The organism is Streptomyces sp. 4N509B, assembly GCF_052245655.1.
In the GTDB taxonomy this organism is placed as follows: Bacteria; Actinomycetota; Actinomycetes; order Streptomycetales; family Streptomycetaceae; genus Streptomyces.
Genome location: NZ_JBQQBZ010000003.1, coordinates 59,046 through 80,279, shown reverse-complemented (window position 1 = coordinate 80,279; position 21,234 = coordinate 59,046). Strand labels below are relative to the sequence as shown.

Below are 21,234 nucleotides of genomic sequence, written 5' to 3'. Positions count from 1 at the left end.
CCTCCTTCGACTCGCCTCGGGTGTCTGGCCGGTCTCAGCGGGTCTGCGGGAAGCCCAGGTCGATACCGGACGGGGACGCGGCCGGGTCGGGCCAGCGGGAGGTGACGACCTTCCCTCGGGTGTAGAACGAGATGCCCTCCGGCCCGTACATGTGCGTGTCGCCGAAGAGCGACGCCTTCCAGCCGCCGAAGGAGTAGTAGCCCACCGGCACCGGGATCGGCACGTTGACGCCGACCATGCCGACCTCCACCTCGTTCTGGAAGCGCCGCGCGGCGCCGCCGTCCCTGGTGAAGATCGCCGTGCCGTTGGCGTAGCGGTTGGCGTTGATCAGGGCCAGCGCCTCGTCGAAGGTGTCCACGCGCACCACGGAGAGCACGGGGCCGAAGATCTCGTCGGTGTAGACCGTCATCTCGGGCGTGACGTGGTCGAGCAGCGTCGTGCCGAGGAAGAAGCCGTCGCCCGGCACCTCCGCCTCCCGGCCGTCGACGACGACGGTGGCGCCCTGCGCGGCCCCCGCCGCGACGTAGCCGGCGACGCGGTCGCGGTGCTCGCGGCTGATCAACGGGCCCATGTCCGTGCCGGGCTTGGCGCCGTCGCCCACCGACAGGCCCGGCAGCCGCGCGGCGATGGCCGCGACGAGGTCGTCGGCGACGGAGCCGACGGCGACCGTGACGGACAGCGCCATGCAGCGCTCGCCGGCCGCGCCGTAGGCGGCGGAGACCACGGCGTCGGCGGCCAGGTCCAGGTCGGCGTCGGGCAGCACCACGGCGTGGTTCTTCGCGCCGCCCAGGGCCTGCACCCGCTTGCCGCGCGCCGTGCCGGTCTCGTAGACGTGGCGGGCGACGGGGGTGGAGCCGACGAAGCTGACCGCCGCCACGTCCGGGTGGGCCAGCAGCGCGTCCACGGCGACGCGGTCGCCCTGGACGACGTTGAACACGCCGTCGGGCAGGCCGGCCTCCTGCCACAGCTCCGCCAGGAGCAGCGCGGCCGAGGGCACCTTCTCGCTCGGCTTGAGGACGAACGCGTTCCCGCAGGCGATGGCGTTGCCGCACATCCACAGCGGGACCATGGCGGGGAAGTTGAACGGGGTGATGCCGGCGACGACCCCCAGCGGCTGGCGGAGGCTGTGGACGTCCACGCCGGTGGACGCCTGCGCCGAGTACGAGCCCTTCAGCAGGTGCGGCACGCCCGTGGCGAACTCGATGTTCTCCAGGCCCCTGCGGACCTCGCCGACGGCGTCGTCCAGCACCTTGCCGTGCTCGGCGGTGATGACCTCGGCGAGGTCCTCGGTGTGGGCGCTGAGCAGCTCGCGGAAGCGGAAGAGGACGGCGGCGCGCCGGGAGAGCGAGCTCTCGCGCCAGCGGCGCGCCGCGCGGACGGCGTCGGCGACGGCGGCGTCGACCTCGGCGGGGCCGGCGAGTTCGGTCTCCGCGATCAGCTCGCCCGTGGCGGGGTTGTACACGGGGGAGGTGCGCGCGCCGGTCCCCGGGGTGGGGCGTCCGGACGTCCAGTGCGTGGTCCGCTTCGTCATGGCATCGATCCTGACCTGCGGATTCCCCCCGCCACAACGGCGGAATGTCCTGTCACATAACGACGGCGGGGCGCGGCTCGATCCGGGGGTGGGGGCGGGCCGCCCGCCGGCCGCCGTTCTGGGGGCGGCTCCTGACGGCCCGGCCGACGCCCGGTCCGTCCCCCGTCGCGGCGTCCCACGTCGCCGCGTCGCCCGTCGCCGCGTCGCCCTCGTCGACCACGCGCCAGGCGGGCGGGGACGGGGAGGCCGGCTCGTAGGCGACGGCGCCGGCCGTGTGGTGGCGGGTGGCGTCGCAGGCGCGGACGTCGCCGGGCGGCGCGTCGGCGAGGAGGGCGTGGGCGGTGTCGAGCAGCGCGCCGGTCACGGCCGGGGGGTCGGCCAGGAGCAGCGCCTCGCCCGTGGCCACCACGACCTGGCGCAGGCGGGCCCGCGTGCCGCCGGTGAGGGTGCGGCGCAGCGCCAGCGCCGTGTGGACGGCGTCGCGGGCGTCGGCCTCGGGCGAGCCGGTGGCGAACAGCGCGAGGCCGACGGAGCCGATGGTGGTCAGCAGCGTCCCGCCGAAGCGGGCGACGACGGCGCCGAGCTGTTCCCTCGTCTCCTGGAGGTGGGCGTCGAGCTGGGCGGGCGCGGCCCCCTGGTGTGCCTCGCCCGGGGCGGTGCGGACGAGGACGACGCTCAGCTGCCGGCGGCGCGCCGTGTCGGGGCCCGGCGCGGGCGTGAGGGCCGGGTCGTGGCGGAGGATCGCCTGGTGGAGGGAGCGCAGGGCGTTGCCGGGTTCGAGGCCGAGGGCGTCGGTGAGGGCCGCGCGGGTGCGGGCGTAGACGGCGAGGGCGTCGGCCTGGCGACCGCAGCGGTAGAGCGCCAGCATCAGCTGGCCGCAGGTGCGTTCGCGCAGCGGGTCGTCCTCGACGGCCGGCTGGAGCAGGTCCACGACCCTGGCCGGCTGCCCGCGGCTCAGCTCCGCCTCGACGTAGTCCTCGACGGCGGCGGAGCGGGCGTTGTCGAGGGCGGTCAGCGACGGCCAGTCGATGCCGGCCTCGACGAGGTCGGCGAGCGCGGTGCCGCGCCACAGCGCCAGCGCCTCGCGGAGGGCGGTGGCGGCCCCGGCCGGGTCGCCCGCGGCGAGGGCCTCGCGGCCGGCGTCGGCCAGGTGGTGGAAGCGGTGGAGGTCGACGTCCTGCGGCGCGACGCGCAGCGTGTACCCGGGCGGGCGGGTGAGGAGGGAGACGCCGGGGGCGTCGGAGAGGGCGGCGCGCAGGCCCACGACGGCGTTCTGGAGCACCTTGCGGGCGGTCGGCGGCGCGGTCTCCGCCGGCCAGAGCGCCGCCAGCAGCCGGCGGGTGGGGACGACCCGGTTCGCCTCCAGCAGGAGCAGGCCGAGGGCGGCTCGTTGCTTGGTGCCGCCGAGGGGGACGGGGCGGCCGGCGACGGTGACCTCCAGCGGACCGAGCAGCCGGAACTGCGTGCCGGCGGTGGCGCTGGCGGGCGTGCCGGCGGGCACACCCGTCGGCGCGTCGGTGGGTGTGCCGGTGGTTGTGTCGCTGCGTGTGCCGGTGGGTGTGCCGGTGGCTGTGTCGGGGGAGAACCAGGGCCGCGTGCCGGACAGGGCGCCAGACTGCATGGCAGCCAGGCTGGCGCCCCGTGCTCGGACCGTGCTCGGACGCTGGTCGGAGCCCTCTCGGACCGGGGTGGAACGGGGCCCGGCGCGGGGCCCCGGCCGGCCCCGCCGTCGCGGGACCGGCCGGGACGAGAGGGGGTGGGGGAGGGGAGGGGACGGAGGTGGCGAGGCCGGTCCGTCAGACCGAGCGGCGTTCGACGGCCTTGCGCAGGGCGTCGGCCACGGTCCGCGCGTCGTCCTCGTCGAGCTGCTGGTGGAGGGGGAGCAGCAGCGTCGTGTCGGCGCTCAGCTCCGTCCCCGGCAGCGGCCCGTCGCCCGCCGTGACGCCGCCGTAGGCCGGCACCTTGTGCAGCGGCGGGTACCGGAAGGTGGTGTAGATGCCCTGCTCCAGCAGGTCCGCGGCGACCTGGTCGCGGATCGCGGCGTCGAGCTGCACCCAGTAGAAGTAGTACGAGGTGGTGTGGCCCTCGGGCAGCGCGGGCGGCAGGACGATGCCCTCGGTGTCGGCGAGGAGCTTGTCGTAGACCTCGGCGACGGCGCGGCGGCGGGCGACGAAGTCGGGCAGCCGGCCCAGCTGCACCAGGCCGATCGCGGCGGTCACGTCGTTGCCGATGACGCGGCGGCCGAAGTCCTGCACGTTCAGCTCCCACCAGCGGTGGGAGACGCGGGCGGCGGTGAAGCCGCTGGACTTCGTGAGCTCCAGGCCGTGGTAGGCCAGGCGCCGCGCGCGGTGGGCGAGCTCGGAGTCGCGCACGTAGAGCATGCCGCCGTCACCCGTGACGAGGATCTTCATCGCGTCGAAGCTCCACATCGCGACGTCACCGAAGGTGCCGCACGCCTTGCCGTCCACGGTGGAGGCGACGGCGCAGGCGGCGTCCTCGATCAGCGCGACGTCGCGGGCGCGGCACAGCTCGGCGATCTCGGCGATGTCGCCGGGGTAGCCGCCGTAGTGGAGCAGGACGACGGCCTTGGTGTGGGGCGTCAGCGCCGCCCTGACGTGCTCGGGCCTCGGGTTGAGGGTGCGGGGGTCGACGTCGCAGAAGACGGGGCGGGCCCCGGAGGCCGCGACGGCGTTGCCGGCGGCGACGAAGCTCGCGGAGGGCAGGACGACGTCGTCGCCGGGGCCGAGCCCCAGCAGTTCGGTGGACAGGAAGAGCCCCGCGGTGGCCGAGGTGATGAAGACGGTGTGCTCGGCTGGGACGCCGAGGTGGTCGGCGAAGCGCGCCTCGAACTCCTTGGTCCGCGGGCCGTGTCCGAGCCAGTTGCTCTCGAACACCTCCCCGACGGCCTTGAGCTCCTCGGCGCCAAGGCTGGGCTGGAATACGTTGAGCATCGTGCCGCTCCCCAACTGACTCGGCTGGTCTTCCGGCGCTTTGATGGCGTTTCGATGCTAGGAGGCGGCGGAAACCGGTCGCCAAGGCCGCGGTAACCGCCCGGCAATCCGGGTGCCGGGGCGGTGCCGGGGGCGGCGCCGAGGGCTCCGGCGCGGGCGGGGAGGAGCCGGCGCGAAGGAGTGTTGACGCGGCCCGAGGCCAGAACATAGAAATATCGCGCAACTCCGCACACAATCGATCGACAGGACGCTGATGAGCAACGGCACCCTCCACCACCTCCGTTCCGCCGGCGTCTCGCTGGTGGTGGACTGCTCGGGACGTGGGCTCCCCCGGGTCGTGCACTGGGGCGAGGACCTCGGGGCCCTGTCGGAAGCCGCCCTGGCGGCCCTCGCGCACGTCCAGGTCCCCCAGATCGGCTCGAACAACGTCGACGTCGTCGTCCCCCTCAGCGTGCTGCCGGAGCAGGCCGCCGGCTGGCTCGGCACCCCGGGACTGACCGGCCACCGCGCCGGCGCCGACTTCTCCACCTCCTTCTCCGTCACCGCCGTCGAGCCCACCGACCGGGCCCTCGCCGTCACCGCCGAGGACGTCACCGCCGGCCTCGAACTGCGCCTGGAGATCGAGCTGACCGCCTCCGGGCTCGTGCGGCAGCGGGCCACCCTCACCAGCCGGGCCGAGCCGGGCGAGGCGCCGTTCTCCCTCTCCGGCGTGCTGCTGACCCTGCCGGTGCCCGAGCGCGCCACGGAGCTGCTGGACATGACCGGCCGCCACCTGCGGGAACGCACCCCGCAGCGGCACGCGTTCACCATCGGCACGCACCTGCGGGAGAACCGCAAGGGCCGCACCGGCACCGACGCCGCCACCGTGCACGTCGCCGGCGAGGCCGGCTTCGGCTTCCGCCACGGCGAGGTGTGGGGCCTGCACGTGGCCTGGAGCGGCAACCACCGCTCGCTGGCCGAGCGCACCCACACCTCCGTCGCCCTCCTCGGCGGCGGCGAGCTGCTGCTGGCCGGCGAGGTCGCCCTCGGCCCGGAGGAGTCGTACACCACCCCCTGGGTCTACGGCAGCTACGGCCGCCACGGCCTCGACGAGCTCGCCACCCGCTTCCACGACCACCTGCGCGCCCGGCCCCGCCACCCGCACAGCCCGCGCCCGGTGACCCTCAACGTCTGGGAGGCGGTCTACTTCGACCACGACCTGACCCGCCTCACGGCCCTCGCCGACGCCGCCGCCGAGGTCGGCGCCGAGCGCTTCGTCCTCGACGACGGCTGGTTCCGCGGCCGCCGCGACGACCAGGCGGGCCTCGGCGACTGGTACGTCGACGAGGACGTGTGGCCCGACGGCCTGTACCCGCTGGTGAACCACGTGCGCGGCCTCGGCCTGGAGTTCGGCCTGTGGGTGGAGCCCGAGATGGTCAACCCCAACTCCGACCTGGCGCGCGCCCACCCCGAGTGGATTCTCGCCACCGGGGACCGCATGCCCCCCGAGTCCCGCCACCAGCAGGTCCTCGACCTCGGCCACCCCGAGGCGTACGCGTACATCCTCCAGCGGCTCGACGCGATCGTCTCGGAGTACGAGCTGACGTACCTGAAGTGGGACCACAACCGGGACCTCGTGGAGGCCGGCCACAGCCCCACCGGGCGCGCGGGCGTGCACGCCCAGACCGAGGCCGTCTACCGGCTGCTGGACGAGCTGCGCTCCCGCCACCCCAGGCTGGAGATCGAGTCCTGCTCCTCGGGCGGCGGGCGCGTCGACCTCGGCATCCTGGAGCGCACCGACCGGGTCTGGGCCAGCGACTGCATCGACGCGCTGGAGCGGCAGACGATCCAGCGCTACACCGGGCTGCTGCTGCCGCCCGAGCTGATCGGCTCGCACGTGGGCGCGCCCACCGCGCACACCACCGGGCGCACCCACGGCATGGCGATGCGGGCCGGGACGGCGCTCTTCGGGCACTTCGGCATCGAGTGGGACCTGACCCGGGCCACGCCGGACGACCGCGCCGCGCTCGCGCGGTGGATCACGCTCCACAAGGAGCTGCGCCCGCTGCTCCACGGTGGCCGCGTGGTGCGCGGCGACCACCCCGACCCGGCGCTGTGGGTGCACGGCGTGGTCGCGGCGGACGGCTCCCACGCGGTGTACGCGCTGGTCCAGATGGCGACGAGCGTGGCCTCGCCGCCCGGCCTGGTGCGGCTGCCCGGCCTCGACCCGGAGGCGGAGTACCGGGTGGAGCCGCTGCCGCCGGGGGCGCGGCTGAAGGGGGCTGCCTACACGCCGCTGCCGTGGTGGCGCGACGGGGGCGTCACGCTGACCGGCCGCGTGCTGGGCGCGGTCGGGGTCCGCGCCCCGGTCCAACACCCGGAGCGGCTGGTGCTGGTGGAGGCGCGGCGCGTCACGGACTGACTGACCGTGGCCGGCGGTGGTGGCCTCGTCAGGGGATGAGCACCACCTTGCCGATGGTGGCGCGCTCGGCCAGGGCCCGGTGGGCGCGGGCGGCCTCGGCGAGCGGGAAGTGGTGGACCAGCGGCGTGAGCGTGCCGGCGGCGGCGTGTGCCAGGGACTCCTCCTCCAGCGTGCGGAGGTTCTCGATGCCGCCGATCCTCTCGAAGAGCGCCGGGCCGAGGACGGTGCGCGTGGTGACGCCGCGCTCGGCCGCCTCCGCCTCGGGGAGGCGGGCGACCAGGTCGACGGCCTTCCCCGCGCCGCCGTTGCCCGCGCCGCCGCTGTTGCCCGCGCCGCCGCCGTTCCTCGGCGGACGGACGCCCTCGGCGGCCCAGCCGTAGGCGAGGTGGACGCCGCCTGGGGCGAGCAGCCGCAGGCCGGTGCGGGCCAGCTCGCCGCCGACGCCCTCGAAGAGGTACGTGGCCGGGCGCTCGCCCAGCCGGCGCCGGACCACCTCGGCCCAGTCCCCCCGGGTGTAGTCCACCGCGAGGTCGGCGCCGAGGTCCGCCACGGCGGCCGTCTTGGCCGGCCCGCCGGCCGCGCCGACGACCCGCGCGCCGACGTGCCGCGCGTACTGCGTGAGCAGCGAGCCGATCCCGCCCGCGGCGGCCAGCACGAGGACGGTGTCGGCGGCCGTGAGGTCCGCGAAGCGGAGGACGCCCATGACCGTCCTGCCCGTGCCGACCATGGCGACGGCGTGGTCGGGCGAGAGGCCGTCGGGGAGCGCGTGGAGCCGCTCGACGCCGGTGACGGCCCGCTCGGCGTAGCCGCCCGGCGCCTGGCCGAGGTGGGCGACGACGCGGCGGCCCAGCCAGGAGGCGTCGACGCCCTCGCCGAGCGCGTCGACGGCGCCGGCGACCTCGCGGCCGGGGATGGTGGGCAGCTCGGGCAGCGGCCAGGGGCCGCCCGCGACGCCCTCCCGCAGCGCGGTGTCCACCAGGTGCACGCCGGCCGCGGCGACCGCGATCCGCACCTGGCCCGGGCCGGGCTCGGGGTCGGGGACCTCCTCGTGGCGGAGGTTCTCCGGCGGTCCGAAGGCGTGCAGTCTGACGGCGTGCATGGGGACACTCCCTCTCGTGTGTCGCTGGGCCGCCGTGCCGTGTCGTACGGGTGCGACGGCCCCGCCCGTGTGGCCCGGTGTCCGGGCGCGCGCCACCCATCCTCAAACCTCAAGCGAACCTGAGGTCAAGAGCGCGAGCCTCCGGCTGTCAGTGGTCCGGTGCAGCATGGGACGCGTGGTGAGAGCACGAGGAGACGCCAGGCGCGTGGTGAAGCCGCCCCGTCCGCCGGAGTTCACGCTGCCGGAGCTGGTGCCGTTCGACGGCGGCACGCTGGAGCCGGAGGGGGACTACGACGGGGTCGAGTTCGCCGACGTGGAGCTGACCGGCGCCGACGGCCGGGGCGCGAGCTTCCTCGACTGCGCGCTGCGGCGCTGCGTGCTGTCCGAGGCGGAGCTGCGGCGCGCCCGGCTCGTGGACTGCCTGCTGGAGCAGCCCTGCGGGGTCGGCACGGCCCTCGGCGAGGCCCAGCTGCGGGACGTGGAGATACGCGAGGCGCGGCTCGGCGGCGTGCAGCTGAGCGGCGCCACGTTGAACCGCGTCCTGGTCCGGGGCGGCAAGATCGACTTTCTGAACCTGCGGCAGTCCCGGCTGACCGACGTCGCCTTCGTCGGCTGCGTGCTGGTGGAGCCGGACTTCGGCGGCGCCACGCTGGAGCGGGTGTCGTTCCAGGACTGCGAGCTGCGCGGCGTCGACCTCACCCAGGCGACGCTGCGCGAGGTCGACCTGCGGGGCGTGGCCCTGCTGGAGGTCGCGCGCGGCGTGGACCGCCTGGCGGGCTCGGCGATCACCACCTCCCAGCTGCTGGACCTGGCGCCGCAGCTCGCCGCTCACCTGGGCGTTCGCGTCGCGGAGCCCGAGTAGCGCCGGGCGGGCCGGCCCCGGGCGGCACCCCCGGGCACGTCACACGTCCGGGTGATCGTCCGCCTCCTCCGCGTACCCGGGCTGGCCTAGTCTGGGAGTGTCGCTCTCGTACGAAGGAGGGTCCGCCATGGCACTGACGGCTGCGGAGCACGAGCTCAATGCCGACACGGAGGAGCGGCAGACCAGCGCTGCGCTGGAGGACCACTTCGAGGGATTGAGCGCGACAGCCCCGGAAGGGTGGCGCGTCGAACTGATCGAAGGGGGCATCCACGTCGTGCCACCGGCCAACGGAGAACACGAGTCGATCCTGTCCGAAGTGCTGCGTCAGGTGACTCTCCACGCCGCGGACACGTCGTTGCGGCTGTTCACCGGCATCGGATTGCGGCTGCCCGGTCAGACTCCGCAGGACAAGGTGATTCCTGATCTCGTCGTCGCCCCCCGGGGAAGCTTCGCGTCGGCGCAGGAATGGCACGATCCGGCGCCGGCGGTCCTCGTCGCGGAGATCACGTCGAAGTCCACGGAGGAGAAGGACCGGAGCATGAAGCTTCGGGCGTACGCCCGCGTGGACATCCCCCACTACCTCCTGGTGGATCGCAAGATGTGGACTGCGACGCTGTTCAGCGAGCCTGCCGGAGGAGTGTTCCAGCGTCGCCGGACGGTTCCCGTCGCAGAGAGGCTCGCACTTCCCGAGCCGCTTGGTTTCGAGCTGGACACGAGCGTGTTCGCGTTCTGAGAGGAATCCTCGATGGAATGTCCATCCTGCGGCAGCACCAACGTCACCCCGAGCGGTGCCCTCGACGGATACTGGAACTGCATGGACTGTGACCACCGCTGGCGTATCCGCTAGGAGCTGTCCCCACGGGGACGTTCTCGGGGATGTCGCCGCCCGGAGGCGTCGGGCTCAGGCCTCCGGGTGCTCGTCGAGCCGCTCGGCCAGCGCCTCGGCCGCCTCCCGGTCCTCCTCGAAGAAGGCGGCGCGCAGTTCGCCGTTGGGCTGGTGGACGTGGACCATGTGGCCCCAGGGATCGACGACGTACCAGCCGCGTTCCTCGCTGTGCCGGGCCTCGTGCATGGTGCCCATCATGGCCAGACCCACCCGGACGGCACAATCCGTCGACGGTCCACTACGCTCGCCCGCGTGACCACGCGGCAGGCCCCCCGACCAGTGACGACGCGCAACGCGCGCTTCCAGCAGTGGCAGGCGCTGCTGTCGAACCGGACGAAGCGGCAGCGGCTCGGGGAGTTCCTCGTGCAGGGCGTCCGTCCGATCACCCTCGCGGTGGAGCGCGGCTGGCCGGTCCGAGCGCTGCTGATGGACGCCGAACGCGCCCCGTCGCGCTGGGCCACGGGCGTCCTGCGCGACTGCCCGGCCGCCGAGCGGTACGCCCTCGCGCCCGAGCTGCTGGCCGAGCTGGGGGAGAAGGGCGACGGCGCCGAGCTGGTGGCCGTGGTGGGGATGCCGCCGGACGGGCTCGACCGTGTCCCGGTCGGCCCCGACTTCCTCGGCGTGGTCTTCGACCGGCCCGTCAGCCCCGGCAACATCGGCACGCTGGTCCGCTCGGCCGACTCCTTCGGCGCCTCGGGCGTGATCGTGACGGGCCACGCGGCCGACGTCTACGACCCGAAGGCGGTGCGCGCCAGCACGGGCTCGCTCTTCGCCCTCCCCGTGGTGCGCTGCCCGGGGCCGCGCGAGATCGCCGCCTGGCTGGACGGCGAGGCGGCGCGCCTGGGCCAGCCGGTGACGGTCGTCGGGACCGACGAGGCGGGCGCGACGGAGCTGGCCGAGGCCGACCTGACCGGGCCGGTGCTGCTGGTGGTGGGCAACGAGACGGCAGGGCTCAGCGCCGCGTGGCGCGAGCTGTGCGACACCATGGTCCGCATCCCGATGACCGGCTCCGCCAGCTCCCTCAACGCGGCGAGCGCCGCGACGGTGACGCTCTACGAGGCCGTGCGGCAGCGCCGCCACCACCGCGACGCCGCGTGACGCGGGCGCGGCGGCCCGCGCCAGAGACCCCGCGCCCGAGGCGCGTCCGCGACGGCGGCGCGTCACCGCCAACGCCGAAAGACCCCCCGCCGGAACGGTGGGGGGTCTTCGCGTGGGTCAACCGCCGAGCGACGAGCCTGCCGCGGACGGGCCGGCTCCGGCCCTGCTCCGGTTCGGCGCCGGTCCGCTCAGACGTTGACGCCGAAGTCCTGGGCGATGCCCGCGAGGCCGGAGGCGTACCCCTGGCCGACGGCGCGGAACTTCCACTCGGCGCCGTTGCGGTAGATCTCGCCGAAGACCATGGCGGTCTCCGTGGAGGCGTCCTCGGTCAGGTCGTACCGGGCGATCTCGGCGCCGCCGGCCTGGTTCACCACGCGGATGAAGGCGTTCCGCACCTGGCCGAAGTTCTGGCCACGGGCCTCGGCGTCGTGGATCGAGACGGGGAAGACGATCTTGTCGATCTCGGCCGGCAGGCCGGCGAGGTTGACGTTGATCTGCTCGTCGTCGCCCTCGCCCTCACCCGTGAGGTTGTCACCGGTGTGCTGGATGGCCCCGTCGGGGGAGGTCAGGTTGTTGTAGAAGATGAAGTGCCCGTCGGAGACGACCTTGCCAGTGGCGTTCAGCCCCAGGGCACTGGCGTCCAGGTCGAAGTCCGCCCCTGTGGTCGTCCGAACGTCCCAGCCGAGGCCGACCGTGACGGCGGTCAGGCCCGGCGCCTCCTTGCTCAGCGAGACGTTGCCGCCCTTGCTCAGGCTCACACCCATGGTCTGGATCCCCTTGTTTCGTTGCTCAGCTCGGTCAGTCGCGTAGGACCGCACTGCGATGACGACTGCGATGACGCTGACGTTACTCTCACCGCTCCCAACGATGTCAGGGGGTCGCGTGGTTCCGCTGGCACTTCCGGGAAAAACCAGGGTGCGTTCCGTCGCCCGGCTCAGGATCATGGAACGCATGTCCCGTCACACCGCCCGCCGCGGGCATGTCATCCGCGGCTCGATCCGCCTGCCCGAGTCCGAGCTTCGCTGGCGGTTCTCGCGCTCCTCGGGGCCGGGCGGTCAGCACGTCAACACCACCGACAGCCAGGTCGAGCTCCTCTTCGACCTCGCCGCCACCCGCGCGCTGCCCGAGGCGTGGCGGCGGCGGGCGCTGGAGCGGCTCGCCGGCCGGCTGACCGAGGACGGCGTGCTCGTGGTGCGGTCGTCCGGGCACCGCTCGCAGTGGCGCAACCGCGAGGCCGCCGCCCTCCGCCTGGCGCGGCTGCTGGAGGAGGCCGCCGCGCCGCCGGCCCCGGAGCGCCGGCAGGGCCGCACGCCGCGCGCCGCCAAGGAGCGGCGGCTGCGGACCAAGCGGCACCGCTCCGAGCTCAAGCGCGGCCGGGCGGCGGGCCGGGGCGGCGACCCCGACGGCTGAGGTGGGCGGTCAGCGCTCGCCGAGCCGGCGGTAGGCGCCGAGGTAGTACGTGAGCGGGCCGCCCGTGGTGGCCTGGAGGCTGGTGGCGAGCACCCTGGCCACCACCAGCGTGTGGTCGCCGGCGGCGACGCGTTGCTCGGTCCGGCACTCCACGGCGGCCAGCGCGCCCTCGACGAGCGGCGCCCCGCTGACCTCGCCCAGCCGGTGCGGCACCTCCTGGAAGAGGAGCCGGTCGCTCAGCCGGCCCTTCATCGCGAACCGGCCGGCGAGGGTCCGCTGCTCCTCGGTCAGCAGCGAGGCCGCCCACAGCGGCTGCCGCTCCAGCAGCTCGTCCATCCGGGAGCCGGTGCGGACGCTGACCAGCACCAGCGGCGGGTCGAGCGACACCGACAGGAACGCCGTCGCCGTCATGCCGGCCGCCGCGCCGTTCGGTCCGTCCTCGGGGTCGTGCGCGGTCACCAACACCACGCCGGCCGCGAGTCGGGCCATGGCTGCGCGGAACTCGTCCTCGGTCACCCCTTCAGGATGCGCGGGACGCGGAACGGTGGCTTCGCCGGGCTGACCGGTTCTCGTGGGGAGGGACACGTGAAGCAAGCTAACCGCCCGCCCGCCCGCCGCGCATCGGGCGGAGGAACCAGGACCCGCCGTGTCCGGTCCGAGACGGGACGGGACCTCGGGACGAGGCCGGAGGACGGGAGCCGGCCGCGGAGGGCCGGCGGCCCCGGCGGCCGGACCCCGCCGCCCGGCCCGGTCGCGCCGCCCCTGGTCGGGTCGCGTCGCCCCGGGTGGGGGGCGGATCGCGGCCCGGAGGGCGGACGGGAGAGGATGCGGGGGAGGACCGCCCGAGAGAACGGGCAGGTGGGGCGCGGGCCGAGGCGAGGACCGAGGCCCCGCCGGGGGCCGGAGGGCGCTCACGGCGTCCGCCGCCGACGCCACCGGCCGAAATCCTTCTACGTCCCGCTATCGAACCCTCTCTCAGTGTGACATAGCTCACAGTTACCAAATAATCACTGACCCTGTGTACCTAGCGGGCAGCTCCCTGTGATTCAGTGGCCTTGGTATCTGCACGTGCATCCGGGCCGGGGGAGTGATGGAAACGGATACTGAGCCGTACGTGCGCCTCGCCTCGCTGCGTGAGCTGCACCAGGTTGTCGCGCAGCTGAACACCGCGCGCAGCATGGCGGACACTCTCCAGACCATCGCCGACGGCGCGGTCGCCGCCCTCGGCTTCGAGCTCGCCGCGGTCAACCTCGTCACCCCGGACGGCGACCTCCTCGTCGCCGCCGTCGCCGGCAGCGAGAACGCCGAGGCGGCCCTGGCCGGCCGCACCGGATCGCGCGAGTCCTGGGAGCGCCGCCTGGCGATGGGGGAGCGCTGGGGGGAGCTGCGCTTCATCCCGTACACGCAGGGCTGGGTCCTCGACCACGACGACGTCCCCCAGTGGCACATCACGGGACCGGCCCCCAGGACCCCGGACGAGTGGCACCCCATGGACCGGCTCTTCGCGCCGATGTACGCCTCGGACGGCGAGCTGCTCGCCGTGCTGGAGGTGGACAAGCCGCGCAACGGCAAGCGCCCGGGGCCCTGGGGCTGCGAGGCGCTCCAGCTCTACGCCTCCCAGGCCGCCATAGCCATCTCCAACGCCCGCCTCCGGGGCAACATGCAGCGTGCCCTCGTCCGCCTGGAGCAGGAGCAGCAGGCGCTGCGCGCCAGCGAGGAGAGCTTCCGGCAGGCGTTCGAGTACGCGCCCAGCGGCATGGCCATAGCCGAGATCGGGGGCGAGAACCACGGCCGCCTGATCCGCGTCAACGACGCGCTGTGCCGTCTCCTGGGACGATCGGCGGCCCTGCTGCGCCGCATGAGCTTCGCCGAGCTGGTCCACCCCGAGGACACGGCCGTGCTGCTGCGCACCGCCGCCGAGGGCGGCCGCGCCGAGCTGCGGCTGCTGCGCCGGGACGGCTCCTACGTCTGGGTCTCGCTGCGGAACTCGGTCGTGGCCGACGTCACGGACGGCCCGCAGGTGCTGCTGACGCACGTCGAGGACATCGAGGACCGCAAGCGGCACGAGCTGGCGCTGGCGCACCGCGCCAGCCACGACTCGTTGACCGGCCTGCCCAACAGCGCGGAGCTCCGCTCCCGCCTCGGCGCCCGCATCTGCGACGTGCCGCAGGACCGGCTCGACGATCCGTCGGCGCAGCCGCCGAGCTCCACCGACGCCTTCACCGGCCTCGGCACCCCGCCCCCGCGCGGGTACGACCACCACGAGCACGTCCGCCCGCCCGAGGCGCCCGGCGGCGACGGCAAGGGGCTCGCGGTCCTCTTCTGCGACCTCGACGGCTTCAAGTCGATCAACGACCGCTTCGGGCACCTCTGCGGCGACGCCGTGCTGGTGGAGGTCGCCCGCCGCCTCCAGGCGGGCGTGCGGGACAACGACACGGTCGCCCGCCTCGGCGGGGACGAGTTCGTGGTGCTCGCCGACGGCCTCGGCCCGGCCGACGCCTCGGACCTCGCGGTCCGGCTGCGCTCCGCGATCATCCCGCCGATCCGCGTCGAGGGCAGGTCGGTGCGGGTGGGTGCGAGCTTCGGCATCGGCTGGGCGGCCTGCGGCATGACCACCGGGGAGATCCTCCAGTCCGCCGACCAGCGGATGTACGTGGAGAAGCGTTCGAGGTCACAGGCGCGCCGCCGCGCGGGCTGACCGGGACGGACCGGCCGTGTCAGTCGAACGGGGTAGGCTCGCGCCTGAAGCCCCCGGCGTCTGGGAGCCGGGGGAGCGGGCGGGGTCGGGGAACCACGACGCCTGACGAGGGCCAACCGAGGAGCGAGTTCGATGAGTGCGGGGAACAACGGCGCGGGGATGCCACCCAACCACGCACCCGACGACGATCCCTTCGCGTACCTCTACCGCCCGGAGGGCCCCCAGGCCGACGGCCAGCAGGCGCCGCCGCCCCGGCAGCCCGAGTCGTACCACCAGGTCCGTCCCGTCGGCGGGCGCACGTACGGCGGGGGGCAGGGCAGCCCCAGGACCCAGCCGATGGGCGCCGCCGGATACGGCCAGCCGCCGCAGCCCGACGCGCACTACGCGGCGCCGGAGACGCAGGGCGGCGCCGGCGCTCCCGGTGGCCGCCGCCGCATGCCGCCGCCCGAGCCGCCCCGGCGGAACGGCCTGCTGATCGGCGCGATCGCCGTGGTCGTCGCCGTCGTCGTGGGCGTCGGCGCGGCCATCCTCTTCAGCGGTGACGAGACGGAGCCGAGCGCGGGCGGGGACCCGACGGGCTCGGAGACGCAGGGCTCGGACGGCGAGCCGGGAGACGAGGACCCCGGGGACGGCGAGTCCAGCCCGCCCGGGGCCGGGGAGCCTCCCGTGGCGGACCTCGCCGCGCTCCAGCTCGGCGGGGGCGCCCGCCTGGAGTCCGGCATCGCCGGCGCCAGCTCACCCGAGGGGAACTACGTCTCGGGCCTCGTCCAGGGCTCCACCATCACGTGGACCTTCGACTTCGAGGGCGACCCCGGGCAGTACGTGCTGTACACGACGTACGCCACCGTCAGCGACGACCAGACCCTCGCCTTCTCGGTCAACGGCACCCCCCGCGACGACCGGATCAACCTCCGGGACTTCAACGGGGGCGGCAGCGACGAGTGGGAGGAGAGCTGGTACAACACGTACAACTACGTCGACCTCGAACAGGGATCGAACACCCTCGAGTTCAGCTGCCCCGAGTCCTGCGACGTCCTGATCGACCAGCTGTACTTCACCGAAGAGGTCGTCGGCTAGCAAACGTCGGCTGGCAAGGGGCCGCCGGCCAGCCCGCCGACGGGGCGCCGGCCTACGAGCCGGCCGTCGCGCCCCCCGTGGCCGGCGGCGGCACCACCCACCGCCCGCGGCGCATCACCCCCACCACGTGGAAGCCGTCGTCCAGCACCACGAGGTCGGCGTCCATGCCCTCCTCCACCGACCCCACCCGGTCGTCGATCCCCAGCAGCCGCGCCGGCGTCTGCGACACCGCCCGCACCACGTCCGTGACCGGCAGCCCGTCGACCGTCACCGCCCGCCGGAACGCCCGGTCGAGCGTCAGGGTCGACCCGGCCAGCGCCCCCGGTCCGTCGCCCTCGCCCGCCGCGTCGAGCCGCGCCACGCCGTCCGTCACCCGGACCCGCAGCGGGCCGAGGGGGTAGACCCCGTCGCCCATCCCGGCCGCCCCCATCGCGTCGGTGACGAACGCCACCCGCGCCGCGCCCGCCGTGCGGAAGGCCATCCCGAGCACGGCCGGGTGCACGTGGACGCCGTCGTTGAGCAGCTCGACCGTGACCCGCTCGTCCTCCAGCAGCGCCGTCACAGGCCCCGGCGCCCGGTGCCCGAGCGGCGGCATCCCGCTGAAGAGGTGCGTGGCGACCCGCGCGCCCGCCTCCACCGCCTCCCGCGTCGTGTCGTAGTCCCCGTCGGTGTGCCCGACGGCGGCGATCACGCCGCGCTCGCGCAGCAGCCGCACCGAGTCGAGCCCGCCGGGCAGCTCGGGGGCGAGGGTCACCATGCGGGCCGTGCCGCGCGCCGCGTCGATCAGCCTCCCCACCTCGGCGGGGTCCGGCGAGCGCAGCAGCGCCGGGTCGTGCGCGCCGCGGCGGCGGTCGGAGATGAACGGCCCCTCGAAGTGGATGCCGGCCAGCTCGCCCTCCTCCACCAGCTCCGACAGCACGCCGGCCTGTGTGGCCAGGTCCGTCAGCGCGCTGGTGACGGTGGAGGCGAGCATGGTGGTCGTGCCGTGCCGGCGGTGGGTCTCGATGACGGTCATCGCCTCGGGCACGGTCCCGGCCGAGAACGAGGCGCCGCCGCCGCCGTGGACGTGCGCGTCGACGAAGCCGGGGACCAGCCAGTGGCCCGAGAGGTCCACGACGGCCGCGCCACCGCCGTCCGGACGGTCCGCCGGGGACGGCGCCCTGGGTGCCTCGCCCCGCCCCACGGCGACGATCCTGCGGTCCGTGACCGTGACCCGGCCGCCCTCGACGACACCGTGCGGGCGGACCACCCGCGCCCCGGCGAGCACGATGAGGGCAGGGGCGTCGGAGGCGTGAGAGGGCGTCATGCCCACAGTCTCGCGCACCCTCGGCACAGAGGACTAGTCCACTCGTCCGCCGGTGGCTTTTCGAGGTGGCGACCAACGAGGGCCGTCCCGTTGCCCCCGGACGGGCTCACGCCGCCCCTTTCGACGCCCTCACGATGCCCCCGCGACGCCCTCACGATGCCCCCGCGACGCCGTCGCGATGCCCCGACGGCGCCCCCCTGACGCCCTCCGACGCCCCGCGACCGCCGCTCCCCGGCCCTCGGGACGCGGGCGGTTCCTCCCGTCGCGGTGTCGTCGATCGCCGGTCCGTCAGGCCGAACTCCCCTCCCCGCCACCGTCCTCGGCAGGCCCATATGTGATGGGGGTGGCGAAATCGTCACGATGGAGCGGCTGTTGTGAAACCGATATACCTCTGAGTGCTGAGCTCACCCGTGTGGGGAGGGAAACTCGACAGGATCGCCGGCTGACACGAACGGATCAGACCGGGCGACAGCATGTAGCGAGTCAGGGCAAAGGGGATGTGAACGTGCGACGTCGCCGATTCTTGGGGATGGGTGCGGGCCTGACCGGGGCCGTCTCCGTGGCGGCCACCACCACCGCCTGTGGGAGCGACTCGGGCGACCAGGAGGTGGTGCTCCGCCTGCTGGCCACCGAGTACGGCGAGGCCGCCGACAGCGGGTCGACCGAGGCGTACTGGAACGACCTCGTCGCGGAGTTCCGCGAGGAGAACCCGAACATCCTCATCGATGTCTCGGTCATCCGGTACCAGGACGCCAACAGCGAGGTCGCCCGCCTGGCGGAGGAGGGCAACCCCCCGGACATCGCCCAGATCTTCGCCTTCGCCGAGTTCGCCGAGGCGGGCCAGCTCCACCCGGCCAGCGAGCTGCTGACGCTCCCCGTGATCGCCGACTTCGTGCCCCAGATCGCGGTCGCCGGCGAGCTGGAACGCGTGCAGTACGCGCTGCCCTTCGCCTCCACCGTCTTCCGCCTCTTCTACAACAAGCAGCTCTTCCGCAGCGCCGGCCTGGACGACGAGCAGCCGCCGACCAACTGGGAGGAGATGCTCGAAGCGGCCGTGGCGCTGCGCGACGCGGGCGTCCCCACCCCCATCGCGCTGCCGTTCGCCCCGGAGGAGGGCCAGATCGAGGCCATGGCCTGGATGCTGGCCGGCGGCGGCGGACTCACCGACAACACGGGCGTCTACTCGATCAACAACGAGGCCAACATCGAGACGTTCACCTGGCTGCGGGACGAGGTCGTCGCCAAGGGGCTCGCCGGCTCCGGCATTCCGGCCGAGACCCAGCGCGCCACCTCCTACGTGGACTTCTCCGCCGGCGAGGTCGGCATGGTCATGGCCGACTCGCTGCTGCTGCGCCAGGCCGACGTCGGCGGCGTCGACTACGGCGTCATCCAGGTGCCGGGCCGCCACGGTCCCACCCCGTCCGCGCTCGGCCAGGCCTCGTGGGTGATGGGGTTCAACACCCACGGCCACGGCGAGCAGATAGCGGCCTTCCTCGACTTCGTGTACACCAACACCACGGTCGCCAGCCTCCACGAGCGCTACGACTTCCTGCCGGTGACCACCCCCGGCGTCTACGACGTGCGCGGCAGCGAGGACCCGGAGCGGCAGCGCCTGGTGCCGTTCATCGAGGAGCTGGACACCGCGACGTTCTTCCCCATCGGCAAGGTCTCCTGGACGACGGTCGGGGTCTGGCTCTCCGAGCGCATCGGCGAAACGTTGCGGCCCGACAGCGACATCCCGCGGATCCTCGGCCGGCTCCAGGACGAGGCGCGCGAGCTCGACGGGGCGCAGTGAGCCGTCGGCCCGCGCGGTGAGCCCACCCCGGGCCGCCCGGGGCCGCCCGGGGCCGCCCGGGGCCGCCCGGCCTACACTGCGGACGTGAGCCAGCAGCCCGAACCCGCGGAGCCCGAGAAGCCGCCCGAGCCCGCGGAGCCGCCGGACCCGCCCGAGCCGTCGGAACGGCCCGGGGCCGCGGGCACGTCAGGGCCGGGCGAGCTGACGGAACGGGAGCGGGCCGTGCTGGCCCTGGAGCGCCGCGGCTGGCCGGGCGCCGGCAGCAAGGAACGCGCCGTCCGCGAGCGCCTCGGCATGTCCCCGACCCGCTACTACCAGCTGCTCAACGCCCTCCTCGACGACCCGCGCGCCCTCGCCCACGACCCGGTGACCGTCAACCGCCTGCGCCGCCTGCGCCAGGCCCGCCGCGGCGGGCTCACCCGGCCCGACGAGCCGCCCCGCCCCTGACGCGGCGCCGGGGGTCGGCCGGGGCGGCGGCCGAGGTGGCCGGGACCCGCCGGTCCTTCGGCCGGGCGAGGCCGGGCCGGCGGTAGAGTCCGGCACATGGGCTCTCCCTCCTCACCGGCCTCCTCCGAGACACTGCCCACTCCCAGGACCGAGGCGGGCCGCGACGGCCTCGCCGCCCTGCTCGCCCAACCGGAACGCGCCCTGGTCGCCGTCGACTTCGACGGCACCCTCGCACCGATCGTCCCCGACCCCGAGCAGGCCCGCGCCCACCCCGACGCCGTGCCGGCGCTCGCCCGGCTGGCCGGCCGCGTCGCCGCCGTCGCCGTGATCACCGGTCGCCCCGCCGACGTGGCGGTGCGGCTCGCCGGCCTCGCCGGCCACCCCGAACTCGCCGGCCTCGTCGTCCTCGGCGCGTACGGCGCGGAGCGGTGGGACGCCGCCACCGGCACGCTGCGCCGCCCGCCCGCCCACCCGGGCGTGGCCGTGGCGCGCGAGGAACTGCCCGCCCTGGTGGGCGGGACCGGCGCGGCCGTCGAGGACAAGGGCGGCGCTCTCGCGGTCCACACCCGCCGCGCCCCCGACCCGGCCGGCGCCTTCGCGGCGCTGCGCGAGCCGCTGGCCCGGCTCGCCGACCGGCTCGGGCTGGCGCTGGAGCCCGGCCGGCTGGTGCTGGAGCTGCGCCCGCCCGGCATGGACAAGGGCGGCGCGCTGACGGCGCTGGTGGGCGAGGTCGGCGCCCGCGCCGTGCTCTACGCGGGAGACGACCTCGGCGACCTGGCGGCGTTCGACGCGGTGGCCGCGCTCCGCGCCTCCGGGGTGGCCGGTCTGCGGGTGTGCAGCGGCAGCGCGGAGGTCGCCGAGCTGACCGAGGCCACGGACCTCACCGTCGACGGCCCCGAGGGGGTGGCCGCCCTGCTGGCGGCGCTGGGCGACGCCCTGTGACGGAGACGGCCGGGCGGTCTCCGGCGGCCGGGCCGCCGGAGGCTCAGGACGAGGAGACGGCGACGACGATCGCGAGGATGAGGACGATCCAGCCGACGATGCCGAGGTAACCGAAGATCAGCCCCGTCAGCGCCTGGCCGTCGCCCTGCTCGTGCCGCTGGCGGATCTCGGTGCGGGCCTTGTGGCCCAGGACGATCGCGGGGATCGCGGTCAGGCCCCAGGTGACGGGCGTGAGCAGGCCGCAGATGAGCGAGGCGGTGGCGTTCCCGTTGGTCGGCGGGGGGACGACCAGGGGGTAGGGCTTGTACGGCCGCTGGTACGCCATGGGTGGGGGCGGCGGGACGTACGGCTGGAGCTGCGTCGAGGGCTGCGGCTGCGGCTGGGGCACGGGCCCCTGCGGCAGGTCGGCGACGACGGCCTGCAGCTCGCCGTAGGTGACCGCCTCCTGCACGCGGGTCAGCCGCGCGTCCAGCTCGTCCTGGCTCAGCCGCCCCTCGGCGAACCCGGCCTTCAGCACGTCCGAGGCCCGCTCCCGGTCCGCGTCCGAGGCCCGCATCATCGACGACTGGCCGTACGGCTGCGCGCCGTACGGCTGGGCCCCGAAGGCCGGCTGAGCGTAGGGCTGCTGACCGTACGGCGGCTGCCCGTACGGTGGCCCTCCCGGCGGCCCGTACGGCCGCCAGCCATGCTGTGACATCGCCAGCCCCTCCCCACCCCTCGCACCGGATTGT

Annotated in this window: 19 protein-coding genes; 10 read left to right on the top strand and 9 right to left on the bottom strand. The window is 74.8% G+C overall.

Features of this window, described 5'->3' with window-relative positions:
* Positions 1-34 precede the first annotated feature (34 nt).
* The 3 genes from ACTWP5_RS04685 to ACTWP5_RS04675 all read right to left on the bottom strand — a co-directional run bounded on the left by ACTWP5_RS04685 (position 35) and on the right by ACTWP5_RS04675 (position 4,482).
* Positions 35-1,531: a CoA-acylating methylmalonate-semialdehyde dehydrogenase gene (locus tag ACTWP5_RS04685; protein WP_443219429.1), complete on the bottom strand. Its 1,497-nt coding sequence runs from the start codon at positions 1,529-1,531 to the stop codon at positions 35-37.
* A 52-nt stretch (positions 1,532-1,583) separates the two neighbouring features.
* Positions 1,584-3,152 (bottom strand): BTAD domain-containing putative transcriptional regulator, encoded by a 1,569-nt coding sequence (locus tag ACTWP5_RS04680; protein ID WP_443219428.1) that lies wholly within the window; start codon positions 3,150-3,152, stop codon positions 1,584-1,586.
* 175 nt (positions 3,153-3,327) lie between these two features.
* Positions 3,328-4,482, bottom strand: a complete 1,155-nt coding sequence (locus ACTWP5_RS04675; RefSeq protein ID WP_443219427.1) for a DegT/DnrJ/EryC1/StrS family aminotransferase — start codon at positions 4,480-4,482, stop codon at positions 3,328-3,330.
* Between the two features lie 253 nt (positions 4,483-4,735).
* Here ACTWP5_RS04675 and ACTWP5_RS04670 point away from each other — a divergent pair, with 253 nt between their 5' ends.
* Positions 4,736-6,883, top strand: a complete 2,148-nt coding sequence (locus ACTWP5_RS04670; protein ID WP_443219426.1) for an alpha-galactosidase — start codon at positions 4,736-4,738, stop codon at positions 6,881-6,883.
* A 28-nt stretch (positions 6,884-6,911) separates the two neighbouring features.
* On the opposite strand, the gene ACTWP5_RS04665 is transcribed toward ACTWP5_RS04670, so the two are convergent.
* Entirely contained in the window at positions 6,912-7,982 is a 1,071-nt protein-coding gene (locus ACTWP5_RS04665; protein ID WP_443219425.1) for a zinc-binding dehydrogenase, read from the bottom strand.
* Between the two features lie 205 nt (positions 7,983-8,187).
* On the opposite strand from ACTWP5_RS04665, the gene ACTWP5_RS04660 reads away from it, so the two are divergent.
* Positions 8,188-8,844: a pentapeptide repeat-containing protein gene (locus ACTWP5_RS04660; RefSeq protein ID WP_443219424.1), complete on the top strand. Its 657-nt coding sequence runs from the start codon at positions 8,188-8,190 to the stop codon at positions 8,842-8,844.
* Between the two features lie 127 nt (positions 8,845-8,971).
* Positions 8,972-9,577: a Uma2 family endonuclease gene (locus ACTWP5_RS04655; RefSeq protein WP_443219423.1), complete on the top strand. Its 606-nt coding sequence runs from the start codon at positions 8,972-8,974 to the stop codon at positions 9,575-9,577.
* 168 nt (positions 9,578-9,745) lie between these two features.
* Here ACTWP5_RS04655 and ACTWP5_RS04650 read toward each other — a convergent pair whose 3' ends face one another.
* On the bottom strand, positions 9,746-9,916 hold the full coding sequence (locus ACTWP5_RS04650) for a hypothetical protein (RefSeq protein WP_443219422.1): 171 nt from the start codon (positions 9,914-9,916) through the stop codon (positions 9,746-9,748).
* A 66-nt stretch (positions 9,917-9,982) separates the two neighbouring features.
* On the opposite strand from ACTWP5_RS04650, the gene ACTWP5_RS04645 reads away from it, so the two are divergent.
* Entirely contained in the window at positions 9,983-10,828 is an 846-nt protein-coding gene (locus tag ACTWP5_RS04645) for a TrmH family RNA methyltransferase (RefSeq protein WP_443219421.1), read from the top strand.
* 188 nt (positions 10,829-11,016) lie between these two features.
* Here the strand turns inward: ACTWP5_RS04645 and ACTWP5_RS04640 are convergent, their stop codons facing one another.
* Positions 11,017-11,592, bottom strand: a complete 576-nt coding sequence (locus ACTWP5_RS04640; RefSeq protein ID WP_443219420.1) for a TerD family protein — start codon at positions 11,590-11,592, stop codon at positions 11,017-11,019.
* A 187-nt stretch (positions 11,593-11,779) separates the two neighbouring features.
* On the opposite strand from ACTWP5_RS04640, the gene arfB reads away from it, so the two are divergent.
* On the top strand, positions 11,780-12,238 hold the full coding sequence (gene arfB / locus ACTWP5_RS04635; RefSeq protein WP_443219419.1) for an alternative ribosome rescue aminoacyl-tRNA hydrolase ArfB: 459 nt from the start codon (positions 11,780-11,782) through the stop codon (positions 12,236-12,238).
* Positions 12,239-12,247: 9 nt separating this feature from the next.
* On the opposite strand, the gene ACTWP5_RS04630 is transcribed toward arfB, so the two are convergent.
* Entirely contained in the window at positions 12,248-12,823 is a 576-nt protein-coding gene (locus ACTWP5_RS04630) for a flavin reductase family protein (protein WP_443219418.1), read from the bottom strand.
* Between the two features lie 505 nt (positions 12,824-13,328).
* Here ACTWP5_RS04630 and cdgB point away from each other — a divergent pair.
* Together cdgB and ACTWP5_RS04620 are read left to right on the top strand one after the other, a co-directional pair.
* Complete coding sequence (cdgB, locus tag ACTWP5_RS04625; protein WP_443219417.1) at positions 13,329-14,936, top strand: diguanylate cyclase CdgB; 1,608 nt, start codon at positions 13,329-13,331, stop codon at positions 14,934-14,936.
* Between the two features lie 132 nt (positions 14,937-15,068).
* Positions 15,069-16,013: a hypothetical protein gene (locus ACTWP5_RS04620; protein ID WP_443219416.1), complete on the top strand. Its 945-nt coding sequence runs from the start codon at positions 15,069-15,071 to the stop codon at positions 16,011-16,013.
* Between the two features lie 52 nt (positions 16,014-16,065).
* Here ACTWP5_RS04620 and nagA read toward each other — a convergent pair whose 3' ends face one another.
* Positions 16,066-17,319: an N-acetylglucosamine-6-phosphate deacetylase gene (nagA, locus tag ACTWP5_RS04615; RefSeq protein WP_443219415.1), complete on the bottom strand. Its 1,254-nt coding sequence runs from the start codon at positions 17,317-17,319 to the stop codon at positions 16,066-16,068.
* 529 nt (positions 17,320-17,848) lie between these two features.
* Here nagA and ACTWP5_RS04610 point away from each other — a divergent pair.
* From ACTWP5_RS04610 to otsB, 3 genes are all read left to right on the top strand, one after another.
* Positions 17,849-19,114, top strand: coding sequence for an extracellular solute-binding protein (locus ACTWP5_RS04610; protein ID WP_443219414.1), 1,266 nt, complete (start codon positions 17,849-17,851; stop codon positions 19,112-19,114).
* Between the two features lie 84 nt (positions 19,115-19,198).
* Complete coding sequence (locus tag ACTWP5_RS04605; protein WP_443219413.1) at positions 19,199-19,561, top strand: DUF3263 domain-containing protein; 363 nt, start codon at positions 19,199-19,201, stop codon at positions 19,559-19,561.
* Between the two features lie 96 nt (positions 19,562-19,657).
* On the top strand, positions 19,658-20,503 hold the full coding sequence (otsB, locus tag ACTWP5_RS04600) for a trehalose-phosphatase (protein ID WP_443219412.1): 846 nt from the start codon (positions 19,658-19,660) through the stop codon (positions 20,501-20,503).
* A gap of 43 nt (positions 20,504-20,546) precedes the next feature.
* Here otsB and ACTWP5_RS04595 read toward each other — a convergent pair whose 3' ends face one another.
* The gene (locus ACTWP5_RS04595; protein WP_443219411.1) at positions 20,547-21,200 is read right to left on the bottom strand and encodes a DUF1707 and DUF4190 domain-containing protein; all 654 of its coding nucleotides are present in this window, start codon (positions 21,198-21,200) and stop codon (positions 20,547-20,549) included.
* Positions 21,201-21,234: the final 34 nt, after the last annotated feature.

What these genes read in the sequence shown, in the direction of transcription:
- ACTWP5_RS04675 (WP_443219427.1), bottom strand. Translation starts at nt 4,482, where the DNA reads ATGCTCAACGTATTCCAGCCCAGCCTTGGCGCCGAGGAGCTCAAGGCC.
- nagA (WP_443219415.1), bottom strand. Translation starts at nt 17,319, where the DNA reads ATGACGCCCTCTCACGCCTCCGACGCCCCTGCCCTCATCGTGCTCGCC.
- otsB (WP_443219412.1), top strand. Translation starts at nt 19,658, where the DNA reads ATGGGCTCTCCCTCCTCACCGGCCTCCTCCGAGACACTGCCCACTCCC.
- ACTWP5_RS04620 (WP_443219416.1), top strand. Translation starts at nt 15,069, where the DNA reads ATGAGTGCGGGGAACAACGGCGCGGGGATGCCACCCAACCACGCACCC.
- ACTWP5_RS04610 (WP_443219414.1), top strand. Translation starts at nt 17,849, where the DNA reads ATGGGTGCGGGCCTGACCGGGGCCGTCTCCGTGGCGGCCACCACCACC.
- ACTWP5_RS04670 (WP_443219426.1), top strand. Translation starts at nt 4,736, where the DNA reads ATGAGCAACGGCACCCTCCACCACCTCCGTTCCGCCGGCGTCTCGCTG.
- ACTWP5_RS04655 (WP_443219423.1), top strand. Translation starts at nt 8,972, where the DNA reads ATGGCACTGACGGCTGCGGAGCACGAGCTCAATGCCGACACGGAGGAG.
- ACTWP5_RS04665 (WP_443219425.1), bottom strand. Translation starts at nt 7,982, where the DNA reads ATGCACGCCGTCAGACTGCACGCCTTCGGACCGCCGGAGAACCTCCGC.
- ACTWP5_RS04640 (WP_443219420.1), bottom strand. Translation starts at nt 11,592, where the DNA reads ATGGGTGTGAGCCTGAGCAAGGGCGGCAACGTCTCGCTGAGCAAGGAG.
- ACTWP5_RS04595 (WP_443219411.1), bottom strand. Translation starts at nt 21,200, where the DNA reads ATGTCACAGCATGGCTGGCGGCCGTACGGGCCGCCGGGAGGGCCACCG.
- cdgB (WP_443219417.1), top strand. Translation starts at nt 13,329, where the DNA reads ATGGAAACGGATACTGAGCCGTACGTGCGCCTCGCCTCGCTGCGTGAG.
- ACTWP5_RS04685 (WP_443219429.1), bottom strand. Translation starts at nt 1,531, where the DNA reads ATGACGAAGCGGACCACGCACTGGACGTCCGGACGCCCCACCCCGGGG.
- ACTWP5_RS04650 (WP_443219422.1), bottom strand. Translation starts at nt 9,916, where the DNA reads ATGCACGAGGCCCGGCACAGCGAGGAACGCGGCTGGTACGTCGTCGAT.
- ACTWP5_RS04680 (WP_443219428.1), bottom strand. Translation starts at nt 3,152, where the DNA reads ATGCAGTCTGGCGCCCTGTCCGGCACGCGGCCCTGGTTCTCCCCCGAC.
- arfB (WP_443219419.1), top strand. Translation starts at nt 11,780, where the DNA reads ATGTCCCGTCACACCGCCCGCCGCGGGCATGTCATCCGCGGCTCGATC.